Annotated in this window: 10 protein-coding genes; 6 read left to right on the top strand and 4 right to left on the bottom strand. The window is 64.9% G+C overall.

What is annotated here, in order from left to right; translation table 11 throughout:
* Nucleotides 1-54: 54 nt before the first annotated feature.
* From nadB to AC07YZ_RS15520, 3 genes are all read right to left on the bottom strand, one after another.
* The gene (gene nadB / locus AC07YZ_RS15510) at nt 55-1659 is read right to left on the bottom strand and encodes an L-aspartate oxidase (RefSeq protein ID WP_226494155.1); all 1605 of its coding nucleotides are present in this window, start codon (nt 1657-1659) and stop codon (nt 55-57) included.
* A 70-nt stretch (nt 1660-1729) separates the two neighbouring features.
* Entirely contained in the window at nt 1730-2581 is an 852-nt protein-coding gene (locus AC07YZ_RS15515) for a segregation and condensation protein A (protein ID WP_226494154.1), read from the bottom strand.
* A gap of 25 nt (nt 2582-2606) precedes the next feature.
* Nucleotides 2607-2819 (bottom strand): DUF3460 family protein, encoded by a 213-nt coding sequence (locus tag AC07YZ_RS15520; RefSeq protein ID WP_226494153.1) that lies wholly within the window; start codon nt 2817-2819, stop codon nt 2607-2609.
* Nucleotides 2820-3016: 197 nt separating this feature from the next.
* Here AC07YZ_RS15520 and hyfB point away from each other — a divergent pair, with 197 nt between their 5' ends.
* The 6 genes from hyfB (at nt 3017) to AC07YZ_RS15550 (ending at nt 10264) form a co-directional block, all read left to right on the top strand.
* Nucleotides 3017-5041 (top strand): hydrogenase 4 subunit B, encoded by a 2025-nt coding sequence (gene hyfB, locus AC07YZ_RS15525; protein ID WP_494795381.1) that lies wholly within the window; start codon nt 3017-3019, stop codon nt 5039-5041.
* The gene (locus AC07YZ_RS15530) at nt 5038-5988 is read left to right on the top strand and encodes a respiratory chain complex I subunit 1 family protein (RefSeq protein WP_226494151.1); all 951 of its coding nucleotides are present in this window, start codon (nt 5038-5040) and stop codon (nt 5986-5988) included. Before hyfB ends, AC07YZ_RS15530 begins: the two co-directional genes overlap by 4 nt.
* A complete protein-coding gene (locus AC07YZ_RS15535; RefSeq protein ID WP_226494150.1) occupies nt 5985-6644 on the top strand; it encodes a formate hydrogenlyase in 660 nt (219 codons plus the stop codon). Before AC07YZ_RS15530 ends, AC07YZ_RS15535 begins: the two co-directional genes overlap by 4 nt.
* Before the next feature lie 68 nt (nt 6645-6712).
* Nucleotides 6713-8167 carry a hydrogenase 4 subunit F gene (locus tag AC07YZ_RS15540; RefSeq protein ID WP_494795382.1) on the top strand — a complete coding sequence of 485 codons (1455 nt, stop codon included), beginning with the start codon at nt 6713-6715 and terminating at the stop codon, nt 8165-8167.
* Between the two features lie 4 nt (nt 8168-8171).
* The gene (locus AC07YZ_RS15545; RefSeq protein ID WP_494795383.1) at nt 8172-9749 is read left to right on the top strand and encodes a hydrogenase large subunit; all 1578 of its coding nucleotides are present in this window, start codon (nt 8172-8174) and stop codon (nt 9747-9749) included.
* Entirely contained in the window at nt 9746-10264 is a 519-nt protein-coding gene (locus AC07YZ_RS15550; protein ID WP_494795384.1) for an NADH-quinone oxidoreductase subunit B family protein, read from the top strand. Before AC07YZ_RS15545 ends, AC07YZ_RS15550 begins: the two co-directional genes overlap by 4 nt.
* A gap of 244 nt (nt 10265-10508) precedes the next feature.
* Here the strand turns inward: AC07YZ_RS15550 and AC07YZ_RS15555 are convergent, their stop codons facing one another.
* A complete protein-coding gene (locus AC07YZ_RS15555) occupies nt 10509-12248 on the bottom strand; it encodes a hypothetical protein (protein ID WP_494795385.1) in 1740 nt (579 codons plus the stop codon).
* Nucleotides 12249-12341 lie beyond the last annotated feature (93 nt).

Genomic DNA, 12341 nt, shown 5'->3' on the forward strand with positions numbered 1-12341 from the left:
ATGCAGGGGCAGCCCCCGGCGGCGGGCCCCGGAGCGCGCTTGGCGCTGGTCTGGTCAGCGCAAGGGCGGCACCAGAATCGTCGGCTTGGCCTCGGGCAGCAGGTCGGGGTAGTCGCGGCTGTAGTGCAGACCCCGGCTCTCATGCCGCATCATGGCCGACATCACGATCAAGTCGGCCACCTGCACCAGGTTGCGCAGTTCCAGCAGATCGCGTGTGACGTGGAACTGCGAATAGAACTCCTGGATTTCGCGCTGCAGCAGGGTGATGCGGTGGGCGGCGCGCTCCAGGCGCTTGTTGGTGCGCACGATGCCCACGTAGTCCCACATGAAGCGGCGCAGTTCGTCCCAGTTGTGCGAGATCACCACCTGCTCGTCGGCGTCGGTCACGCGGCTGTCGTCCCACAGCGGGATGTCCGGGCGCGGGGTCAATGCCGCGGTGCCGATGGCCTTCACCGCGGCCTGGGCGAACACCATGCATTCGACCAGCGAGTTGCTGGCCAGGCGGTTGGCGCCGTGCAGGCCGGTGCAGGTGGTTTCGCCCACGGCGTACAGACCGTCGATGTCGGTGTGGCCTTCCAGGTCGGTCACCAGGCCCCCGCAGGTGTAGTGCGCGGCGGGCACCACGGGGATGGGCTCTTTGGTGATGTCGATGCCCAGTTCGGCGCAGCGCGCGAGGATGTTGGGGAAATGCTCGTTCAGGAACTCGGGGCTCTGGTGCGAGATGTCCAGGTGCACGCAATCCAGTCCGTGGCGCTTCATTTCGTAGTCGATGGCGCGGGCCACGATGTCGCGCGGTGCGAGTTCGGCGCGTGGATCGTGGTCGGGCATGAAGCGGTGGCTGCCCAGGTGCGGTGGCAACTTCAATTGCCCGCCTTCGCCCCGCACGGCCTCGGTGATGAGGAAGTTCTTGACGTTGGGGTGGTACAGGCAGGTCGGGTGGAACTGGATGAATTCCATGTTGCCGACGCGGCAACCCGCGCGCCAGCCGGCGGCGATGCCGTCGCCGGTGGCGGTGTCGGGGTTGGTTGTGTAGAGGTAGACCTTGCCGGCCCCGCCGGTGGCCAGGATGGTGTGCTGCGCGCTGAAGGTCTCGACCTCGTCGCGGTCCACATCCAGCACATAGGCGCCATAACAACGGGTGGACCCCACGCCGGGCTTGTGGTCGGGCAACTGGCGCTCGGTGACCAGATCGACCAGCATGTGGTTCTCGAAGAAGGTGATGCCGGGCGTGACACGGGCCAACTGGCTCAGGGTCGCCTGCACGGCCGCCCCGGTGGCGTCGGTGGCGTGCACGATGCGCCGGTGGGAATGGCCGCCTTCGCGCGTGAGGTGCAGTTCGCCGTTTTCGGTGGAGAAGGGAACGCCCAGTTCCTGCAACCAGGCGATGGCCGCGGGCGCGTTCTCCACCGTGAACTGCGTGGCCTCCAGATCGCACAGCCCGGCGCCGGCGACCAGCGTGTCGTCCACGTGCGAGGCGTAGCTGTCGCCCTCGGCCAGCACGGCGGCAATGCCGCCCTGGGCCCAGTTGCTGGAGCCGTCGGAGATGCCGCGTTTGGTCACCACCGCCACACGGTGGGTGGGCGCGAGTTTCAACGCGGCCGTGAGACCGGCCAGGCCGCTGCCGATGATGAGAACGTCAAAGGAATGGTGGGCGCTCATGGCTCTCTGATGTGAAGGGGTGTGGTGCTGGGTGCGCGCCCGTACAGCGGGGCGCGGTGGCCAGTTCGGTTCAGTTGGGTGAGTAGGCCAGCCGCACGTAGATGGGGGCAAAGGCCTCGGCCTGCGTGAGTTCGATCAGCGTTTCCTTGGCCAGCTCCAGCATGGCGATGAAGGTCACCACCAGCACCTGCGAACCCCGGGTGGGGTCGAACAGGTCGCCGAATTCCACGAAGCGCTGGCCCTGCAGCTTGCGCAGCACGATGCTCATGTGTTCGCGCACCGAGAGTTCCTCGCGGCTGATCTTGTGGTGCTGGACCAGCTTGGCGCGCTTGAGGATGTCGCGCCAGGCGCCCTGCAGGTCGAGCACGTGCACGTCGGGAAAGCGCGGCACCAGGGCCTGTTCCACGTAGACCTGCGCGCGCAGGAAATCGCGACCGTACTGCGGCATCTCGGCCAGACGCTGGCCAGCCAGCTTCATCTGCTCGTATTCGAGCAGGCGGCGCACCAGCTCGGCGCGCGGGTCTTCGGCTTCTTCGCCTTCGGCCACCTTTTTGGGCGGCAGCAGCATGCGCGACTTGATCTCGATCAGCATCGCCGCCATCAGCAAGTACTCGGCCGCCAGTTCCAGGTTGCTGGCGCGGATCTCGTCCACGTAGCTCAGGTACTGGCGCGTCACCGCCGCCATCGGGATGTCGAGGATGTTGAAGTTCTGCTTGCGGATCAGGTAGAGCAGCAGGTCCAGCGGCCCTTCAAAGGCCTCCAGGAAGATCTGCAGCGCATCGGGCGGGATGTACAGGTCCCGCGGCATGGTGAACAGCGGCTCGCCATACAGCCGCGCCAGGGCGACGTGGTCGACCACGGTGGGCAGCACATCGTCCAGCCCCTGCGGGGCTTCGTCGAGTGCCGGCGATTCGTGGCTCATGGCATGCGCCCGGGCGGGGGCGGAATCAGTGCGGGTCGGCCTGGGTCTGGTACACGTAGGGCTGCTGGGGCACGGTGGTCGCTGCGGCCTTGGCCTGGAAGTCGCGGTCGATCTGCTTGTCCCACAGCAGGGCGCGTCCCTGGCGCTGTTCCTGCTCCAGCGTGGGCTTGTCGGCCTTGAGCTTGTCGATGAACTGCGTCGCGTCAGACGTGTAGTGCGGGCGGGCGAAGAAAGACATGGTCGGTGGCGCGGGCGGCGCAAGATGGGGAAAACGCCGATTTTACCGGGCGGGCCTGCCGGCCCGATCCGGGGCTGCGCGGCGGCGCCGGTCTGTGTCCTTTCGGCATCAGGCCAGGGCCAGCCAGCGGCTTGCCGACGGGAGCCCGTCCGCTTCGGGCGTACCATTTGGGCGTCCGCAACACGCGCGAAAGGTCCATGAACAGTTTTCCTCAACCTGCCTCATGGCTCCATCTGGACTGGGTTCTGGTGGTCGTCGTGGCGTGGTTGCTGGTTGGCGTTGCAGGCGTTGCGGCGCTGCGCCGGTTCCGGTTCGTGGCGGTGGTGCTGTTCCCGGTGGGCGCCCTTTTTTCGGTGGTCCTGATGGCGGTGGGCATCAGCGCCGCGTTCGCCACGCCGGAGGTGGCGGTGCTGCCACTGGGCCTGCCTCAGTTGCCGTTCCATTTGCGGCTCGACAGCCTGTCCGCTTTCTTCCTGATCCTGATCGGTGGCGTATCGGCGGGTGTGTCCATGTTTGCGGCGGGCTACTTCCGCCGTGGCGAAGGCACGCCTCCGGGGCTCATCTGTCTCGAATACCACGTCTTTCTGGCCAGCATCGCCATGCTGGTGATGGCCGACGACGCCTATGTGTTCATGGTGATGTGGGAAACCATGGCGTTCTCGTCGTTCTTTCTCGTGCTGGCCAACCACCGCATGCCGGAGATTCGCCAGGCCGCTTACCTCTATGTGCTGGTGGCGCACATCGGTGCGCTGGGCATCCTGCTGTGTTTCGGGGTGCTGCAGGCCGGTACCGGGGACTACACCTTTGCCAACATGCGCGCCCAGCACCTGTCGCCGTTCTGGGGGTCGGCCGCCTTCGTGCTGGCGCTGTTCGGATTTGGCGCCAAGGCTGGCGTGCTTCCCTTGCACGCCTGGCTGCCCGAGGCACACCCCGCCGCCCCGTCCCCGTTTTCAGCGCTGATGAGCGGGGTGATGCTGAAGATCGCGCTGTACGGCATCCTGCGGGTGTCCTTCGATCTGCTCCAGACCCGCATCTGGTGGTGGGGTGTGCTGCTGATGGCCGTGGGACTTGCCAGTGCGCTGTTCGGGGTGGTGTTTTCCACCGTGCAGGTGGAGATGAAGCGTTTGCTGGCCTATTCGTCGATCGAGAACATCGGGCTGATCTGCACGGGTTTTGGCCTGTCGCTGCTGTTCTCCGCCTACGGCATGCAGGCCTTGTCGGCCCTGGCCCTGACGGCGGCGATGTACCACATGATCGGGCACGCGTTTTTCAAGAGCCTGCTGTTCTGCAGCACCGGCGCGGTGATGCACGCCACCGGTGAGCGCAACCTGGGCAAGCTCGGCGGCCTGATGCGCACCATGCCCTGGGTGGCCTGGCCCACGCTGGTCGGGGTGCTGGCCTGTGCCGGTCTGCCGCCCTTCGGGGGCTTCGTGGCCGAGTGGTTGTTGCTCCAGAGCTTTTTGTTCACCACGGGGCTGCCCAGTCCGTCGCTCGACATGTTGTTGCCGGTCATGGCGGCACTGGTCGCGCTGATTGCCGCGCTCTCGGCCTACACCATGGTCAAGTACTTCGGGGTGATCTTTCTGGGCCAGCCGCGCGAGGAAAAGCTGAGCGGCGCCCACGATGCCGGGCCCTGGGAGCGGGGGGGGATGTTGTGGTTGGTGGGCGGTTGCGTGGGGCTGGGGCTGCTGCCGAACCAGGTGATTGCGCTGATCAGCCCCGTCACGCAGCGGCTGGTGCAGGCGGGGCTGTCCCAGAGCGCCGCGGCCAGCGGCTGGCTGCTGGTTCCGGTGGGCGTGGAACGGGCCAGCTATGCCCCCGTGATCTTCCTGTTGGGCGTGCTGGTCAGCATGGGCCTGGCGTTCGTGATGGTGCGCAAGCTCTACCACGGCCGCCTGCGCCGGGCGCCCCCGTGGGATTGCGGCCACCCCTGGCAGACCGCCCGCATGCAGGACACGGCCGAAGGCTTCGGGCAACCGATCCGTCAGATCTTTGAGCCTTTTTTCCGCCTGCAACGGCAACTGCCCACGGCGTTTGACGAACGGCCGGTCTACGCGGTCAAGGTGGAAGACCCGCTGTGGCACTGGCTGTACCTGCCGGTGGCGCGGCTGGTCGACAAAGCGTCCAGGGTTGTCGGGATGCTCCAGAAGGGTCGGATCGCGGTGTACCTGATGTACAGCTTCGCGACGCTGATCGTGTTGCTGCTGCTGGTGAAGCGATGAGTGCCCTGGGCGTCTTTTCACAATTGCTGGCGCTGGTGACGGCCTTGCTGCTGGCGCCCCTGCTCACGGGCTGGGTCAATCAGTGGCGTCACTGGTTGCAGAACAAATCGGCGCCGGGTTTGCTGCAGCCCTACCGCATGCTGCACAAGCTGTTTCACAAAGAGTCCGTCATGGCCGAACACGCCTCGCGCCTGTACCGGATCGCGCCCTACGTGGTGTTCGGCTGCATGCTGCTGGCCAGCGCCATCATTCCCACCCTGTCGACCGACCTGCCGCTTTCGCCCGCGGCCGACGCGATTGCGCTGGTGGGGCTGTTCGCCCTGGCCCGCGTGTTCATTTCGCTGGCGGCGATGGACGTGGGAACGGCCTTCGGAACGCTCGGTGCCCGGCGCGAAATGCTGGTGGGTTTTCTGGCCGAGCCCGCCTTGCTGATGGTGCTGTTCTGCGCCTCGATGATCACCGGATCGACCTCGTTGACCGCCATCGTGGAGACGCTGGCCCACCGCGAACTGACGATCTATCCCAGCCTGTTGCTCGCGGGCGTGGCCTTCACCATGGTGTCGCTCGCGGAGAACGCGCGCGTGCCGGTGGACAACCCCGACACCCACCTGGAGCTCACCATGATCCACGAGGCGCTGGTGCTCGAATACTCCGCCCGCCACCTCGCGCTGATGGAGTGGGCCGCCAGCCTGAAGCTGTTTGCTTACTCCTGTGCCGGTCTGGCGCTGTTTTTCCCCTGGGGCGTGGCGCAGGCCCATGCACCCATGGCCTTGTTGCTGGCCCTGCCCATGCTGGTGTTCAAGCTGGCGCTGGGCGGCATCGCACTGGCGGTGGTCGAGACGGCGAGCGCCAAGATGCGGATCTTCCGCGTGCCGGAATTCCTGGGCACCGCCTTTTTGCTTGCGGTGATCGGCCTGTTGGTGAACGTGCTGCTGGGGGTGGGATGATCCAATTCGCGCCGCAACTGATCAATCTGTTCGCCACCCTGATCCTGCTGCTCTCGTTCGCCATGATCTCCCAGCGGCGTGTCGGGTCGCTGATCCATCTGTTCATGATCCAGGGCGCCGCGCTGGTGGCGGCGTCGTTCCTGCTGGGCTATGTCACGCGGCAGCCGGACCTGTACGTGTCTGGCGCGATCACCTTCGTGCTGAAGGTGCTGTTCATTCCCTGGATGCTGCACCGGCTGATCCGGCGCCTCAATGTGCGCTGGGACGTGGAGACGCTGCTGAACATCCCGACGACCATGCTCGTGGGCATCGCGCTGGTGATCTTCTCCTTCAGCCTGGCGCTGCCGGTGTCGCGCCTGTCGAACTCCATCGCGAGCGATGCGCTGGGCATCGCGCTGGCCTGCGTGCTGCTGTCGTTCATGATGATGATCATCCGCTCCAAGGCCATTCCCCAGGTGATCGGCTTCCTGTCGATGGAGAACGGACTGATCTTCGCGGCCACGACCGTGACCAACGGCATGCCGATGATCGTGGAGTTCGGCATTGCGCTGGACGTGCTGGTGGGGGTGTTGATCCTGGGCGTGTTCATGTTCCAGATCCGGGAAAAATTCGACAGCCTGGACATCCACAATCTTGAGTCACTCAAGGAAGACTGAGCCATGAGCGCAGCGCCGGACCGCTCCAAGCCAGCTCGCACCGCAGTGCGCCGCACGGAGGTTGCCAAATGAGCGCCCTGTACTTTGTGTTGGGTTTGCCGCTGATGGGGGGCTTGGCGCTGGCCTTCATCGGGCACTGGTCGCGTGCGCGCGACGTGAACGTGGTCTTCAGCCTGGCGACCTTCGTGGCGGCGTGTTTTCTGACGGCACAGGTCATCAACGACGGGCCGCAGTATGTCTGGGACCGGCAGTTCTTCATCGACCCGCTGAACGTTTTCCTGGTCACGCTCACGGCGTTCGTGGGGATGACCACGGCCATCTTTTCCAGGCCCTACATGCGCATCGAGCAGGACCACGGCAAGATGACGCCGCGGCGCATGCAGCTCTACCACAGCATGTACCAGCTGTTCAGCTTCACCATGCTGCTGGGTTTCACCACCAACAACCTGGGCATCATCTGGGTGGCCATGGAAGCCGCCACGCTCACCACCGTGCTGCTGGTCAGCGTGTACCGCACCTCGGCCAGTCTGGAAGCGGCCTGGAAGTACTTCATCCTGTGTGGCGTGGGGATCGCGCAGGCCCTGTTCGGCACCATCCTGGTCTACATGGCGGCCGACAAGGCCATGGGCCTGGACCACGCCTCGCTGCTGTGGAGCGATCTCAACGGCATCAAGCACCAGCTCGACCCGGCCATCATGACGCTGGCCTTCGTCTTCCTGCTGGTGGGGTACGGCACCAAGATCGGTCTGGTGCCGCTGCACAGCTGGCTGCCCGACGCCCACGCCGAAGGCCCCACACCGGTGTCCGCGGTGCTCTCGGGGCTGCTGCTCAACGTGGCGATGTACGCCGTGCTGCGCTTCAAGGTGCTGACCGACGGCGCACTGGACTCCAACATGGCCGGGCAACTCATGATGGGCTTCGGCCTGGTCTCGGTGGTGGTGGCCGCGTTCTTCCTGTCGCGCCAGAAAGACGTGAAGCGCATGTTTTCCTACTCGTCCATCGAACACATGGGCCTGATCACCTTCGCCTTCGGCATGGGCGGGCCGGTGGCCAACTTTGCCGGCCTGCTGCACATGACGGTGCATTCGCTGGTCAAGTCCGCCATCTTCTTCACTGTGGGCCACGCCACGCAGAAGGCGGGCACCCAGGTCATGAGCGAGATCCGCGGCCTCATCAAGGTGAACCCCACGGTGGGCTGGGGCCTGATCCTGGGCGTGATGGCGATTCTGGGTATGCCGCCTTTTGGCGTGTTCGCCAGCGAGTTCCTGATCCTGACCACCGCCATGCGCGACCAGCCATGGGCCACGCCGTTCCTGTTCCTGGCGCTCGGGGTCGCGTTCGCTTCCATGTTGGTCCGCGTCCTGCCCATGGTGTTTGGCGACACGACGCTCAAGGCCCTGGCGCACCCGCCGGCCCTGATCCCCGTGTTTCTGCACCTGACGTTGGGCCTGGTGCTGGGCCTGTACATCCCGCCCTACCTGAACGACTGGTACGTGCAGGCGGCGCGTTTGCTGGGAGGCTGAACCGATGAAGATACCCGGCCTCGATCTGGCGTTCACGCCGCTGCCGGCCCCGGTGCCGATGGCGCACGGGCAGGTCACCGAAATGCAATGGCTGGCCGCCGCCGCAGCGGTGCGCGAGGCCGGGGGGCGGTTGCTGGCGCTCTGGGCGGGCCAGGCGGTGCCGGTGGCAGAAGGGCCGCTGCGCGCCGAAGCGGTGTGCGCCGCCTACGCCACATCCGAAGGCCTTTTCTGGCTCACCCTGCCATTGGTGGCGGGGAACGGCTTCACGCCGTACCCGGACCTCGCCGCGCTGTTCCCGGCCGCGGGCCGGATGCAGCGCGCGGCCGCCGATCTCTCGGGCGTGCACGCCGAAGGCGCGCAGGACCAGCGCTCGTGGCTGAACCATGGCGCCTGGGCCAGGGAACACCCGCCCCTGTTGCAAAACCCGCTGGCCTTGCCCGAACCCGCGCCGGGGCCCTTGACCGACTACCCGTTCGTGCCAGTGGCCGGCGACGGCGTGCACGAGATCGCGGTGGGCCCGGTGCACGCCGGCATCATCGAACCCGGCCATTTCCGGTTTTCCGTGGTGGGCGAAAAAGTGCTGCGGCTGGAGCAGCGCCTGGGCTACACCCACAAGGGCGTGGAGCAGCGCATGACCCAGCTCGCCCCGCTGCAGGCGCACCGGTTGGCGGGCCGGGTGTCGGGCGACAGCACCGTGGCCTTTGCGTGGGCGTACTGCATGGCGCTGGAGTCGGCCACCCGGACCGTGGTGCCCCCGCGTGCCGCTTGGCTGCGCGCGCTGCTGCTGGAGCGCGAACGCATCGCCAACCACCTGGGCGACCTAGGCGCGCTGGGCAACGATGCCGCGTTCGCGTTCGCACTGGCCCAGTTCTCGCGCCTGCGCGAAGACTGGCTGCGCGATTCCCACGCGGCGTTTGGCCACCGGCTGATGATGGACTGCATCCAGCCCGGTGGCGTCCAGGGCGACGTGGCAGACGACCAGGTCGACCGGATGCTGCAGACCTGCGAGCGGTTGGAGAACGACGTGCGCCGCTTGTTCGCGATTTTTGAGTCACATGCGGGGCTGCAGGACCGGCTGATGAACTGCGGTTCGGTGCCGCCAGCGCTGGCCGCCCAGTTGGGCTTGACCGGGCTGGCCGGCCGCGCCAGCGGCCAGGCCCGGGACCTGCGCTGGGACCACCCATGGGCGCCCTACGACCAGCTGGAGGTGGCGATGGCGACCCACCGGGGGGGCGATGTGGCCGCGCGCGTGGCGCTGCGCTTTGACGAGGTGTTCGAGTCCATCCGCCTGGTGCGCGACCTGTTGCGCGGACTCCCGCCGGGGCCGGTGCGTTGCGAGCTGGCGCTGCCCGATCTGCCCTGCCGGGGTGCGGGCTGGGTGGAGGGCTGGCGCGGCGAGGTGTTCGTGGCGCTGGAGCTCTCGGGGGGCGGGCCGGGCGCGCGCATCGCGCGCTGCCATTTGCACGACCCGTCGTGGCAGAACTGGCCGGTGCTGGAGCACGCCATCATGGGCGACATCGTGGCCGACTTCCCCCTGATCAACAAGTCGTTCAACCTCAGCTATTCGGGGCACGACCTATGATCTGGAAAGTCGCGTGGCAGATCGTCAAGACGGGCATCCGCAGCGAGCCCGCGCCCGACATTGGCGAGGCGGCGCAGGCCGAGGCTTCCCGGATCCAGGCCGAGCTGTTGAGCATCCTGGGGCAGGCGCTGGCGATCCGGGAGGTGGATGCCGGCTCGTGCAACGGCTGCGAGCTGGAGATCAACGCCTTGACCAACCCGTACTACAACCTGGAGGGGCTGGGTATCCGCTTCGTGGCCAGCCCGCGCCATGCCGACCTGCTGCTGGTCACCGGCCCGGTGTCGCGCAACATGGAAACCGCGCTGCGGCGCACCTACGACGCCACGCCCGAGCCCAAGCTGGTGGTGGCGGTGGGGGACTGCGCCTGCGACGGCGGCATCTTCGGCGAAAGCTACGCCAGTTGCGGGCGGGTGGCCAACGTGATCCCGGTGGATGTGGTGGTGCCCGGTTGTCCACCACCGCCGGTGGACATCCTGCGCGGCATCCTCACGGCGGTGCGGCGGCGGGTGGTGTAGTTGTCGCGCCAACCCATCCCCTGCTGGCATGCGCCATCTGGATTCGAACAACGACACAGATATTCAGTGGGTTGTTCCAGCGACGAATTTGGGGCGGTGGAAGTCATCGGATTTGACGCTGCGGATGACTCTTGCAGGCTGGACTGAGTCAATCGATCCCGGAGGTCTGAACGGCCGCAAACACGAACACCAGTCATCCAACCCCAGTGAACTCAACCGACTGCGTTCCCCTCGACGAGCAGCTTCAAGAAGTACCTTTGAGGCCTGCATCGGTGTCGTGTTCGAGGACGTCCGATGCAGAAAACTCATGTTCACCCAGGTGCAGCGTCAACAGCTCTGTGAGCCGAGGACGGTTGTTCTCCGCCACAATCCGTCGGGCTGCCTGCCGAAACGTCTCTGTACCTGCCTTGAAGAGCGGCCCAGCGCCAGCTTGCTGGGCCAGTTCCTTGATCTCCTTGCGATAGAAGTAGATGAACGTACCAAAGTGCTCCCTGTCCAATGCGCAAATGGTTTCAATGACTTCATCTACCGTTGCATCGTTTATCGCCGTTGTTTCGCTGGGGCTCCATCCCCCGCTGGAGACCTTCAACACTGCGTCGATCAGAGATGGCCTGGCAGAAAAATGGCGATTCCCCTCCAGGATGGCGTCTTTGATGACCGGGTAGAAGCTATCCAGTGAATAGAGGTGGCTGTTCCAGAGTTTTGGCGATTCACTCCAGCGTCGCGCCCATTCCCTTGCGATTTCTTGAGCAAGCTCTCCCGATTTGCGCCGATCGAGATCGCTGGCAATCGCGCTCACCTTGTCCGCAGGTATGCCGACCCATGCGGACTTGTGAGTAGTCGCTCGGGCGATGAAGTCTTGATCCGTCATCCCGGGATCGAGGTACGTGTCTTCGATGTATCGAATCGCAGCGTTCTCGGCTTGGTTGGACGCCTCCTGCTCTCGCCGCTGCTGAAAGAGCAAGTCGAACTGCCCCTTAAGTAGGTGCCCGGTCAGGATGTGCTGCATCAGCAGCGCCAGGAACTCCACGTCACGGGTCAGCTTCGTATTCACACCGAATGCCACGGCATCGCTCATCTTCTGCCGGTCATCGTCAAAGTAGCCGGGCCGTGCACACCATGCCGGCCACTCATTCATAAGCGATGCAACGCCTGGGCCGCCGGGCACGGCATTGAAGTTGAGTGCTGCCAGCGTCACAGTCGCTGGCAGCATCGAGTTCTCCAACCCATCGGGCAAGCTGACTGCGTCTCCAAAGATCATCTTCACGATCCTGTCGATCCTTTGGATGACGCGGATGTTCGACACATTCAACCGAGCCAACGTGTCCGTCACCACAGCTCTATAGGGCATGTCCTCGCTCAAGCCAATACTGGCTGCATCTGCCGATGTAGTCAGCAGCGTTATCTCCCTATCGATGCATTTTTCCTTGAGCGTTCGCCAATCAGGCGCGTGCGACTTCTCCAACGGTTCCTCGTTCAGGATGAGCAGGATCTTGCAGTCATTTCGCTTCAGGAGGTCGATGAAGCCCAACAGCGTTTCGACCAGCAGAGAGTTGGCGCGTCGCTCTATGTCATCGAGCACGATCAAGCGCGAATGCAACACCTTGTCGATCAAGGCGGACTGGACCAAGCCACCGAGGCTGCCAACGACTGTGGCCGCGCCCTCAGCTCCTGGTGCCACTTTGGCCGTGATCTTTTCAAGAACATCGATCGCAAAACCAGAGAGCTTCTTTGCTGCCGTCACAGTCCCTTCGGCTCTGCCCAGCGAGTTCTGGAACAAAGCAGTCTTGATCTGATCCAGGGACTCCAGTCCAAAGCATGACGCATACAGGTGGTCATTGCCATCAACAGGAGGGAGGACACCCTTGATCTCCTCCCAAAGGTGGGTCTTCCCGGTACCCCACAGTCCTTTGAAAGCGATCACCCGCACCTTGGTATCGGCCAGGTAGTAGAGGAGATCATCCTTGGTTGTTTGCCGGTTCATTTCCTGTATCCAACATCTCGCCAACCATCGCTCGCCAGAACTGCTGCTGACAAGCATCGAAGATGACAGTTCAATCTGTAACCAATCGCGGGA

The sequence above is a fragment of the Hydrogenophaga sp. GW101-3F08 genome, assembly GCF_059424585.1.

Coding starts and splice junctions, on each gene's coding strand:
- nadB (WP_226494155.1), bottom strand. CDS start 1,659: ATGAGCGCCCACCATTCCTTTGACGTTCTCATCATCGGCAGCGGCCTG.
- AC07YZ_RS15515 (WP_226494154.1), bottom strand. CDS start 2,581: ATGAGCCACGAATCGCCGGCACTCGACGAAGCCCCGCAGGGGCTGGAC.
- AC07YZ_RS15520 (WP_226494153.1), bottom strand. CDS start 2,819: ATGTCTTTCTTCGCCCGCCCGCACTACACGTCTGACGCGACGCAGTTC.
- hyfB (WP_494795381.1), top strand. CDS start 3,017: ATGAACAGTTTTCCTCAACCTGCCTCATGGCTCCATCTGGACTGGGTT.
- AC07YZ_RS15530 (WP_226494151.1), top strand. CDS start 5,038: ATGAGTGCCCTGGGCGTCTTTTCACAATTGCTGGCGCTGGTGACGGCC.
- AC07YZ_RS15535 (WP_226494150.1), top strand. CDS start 5,985: ATGATCCAATTCGCGCCGCAACTGATCAATCTGTTCGCCACCCTGATC.
- AC07YZ_RS15540 (WP_494795382.1), top strand. CDS start 6,713: ATGAGCGCCCTGTACTTTGTGTTGGGTTTGCCGCTGATGGGGGGCTTG.
- AC07YZ_RS15545 (WP_494795383.1), top strand. CDS start 8,172: ATGAAGATACCCGGCCTCGATCTGGCGTTCACGCCGCTGCCGGCCCCG.
- AC07YZ_RS15550 (WP_494795384.1), top strand. CDS start 9,746: ATGATCTGGAAAGTCGCGTGGCAGATCGTCAAGACGGGCATCCGCAGC.
- AC07YZ_RS15555 (WP_494795385.1), bottom strand. CDS start 12,248: ATGAACCGGCAAACAACCAAGGATGATCTCCTCTACTACCTGGCCGAT.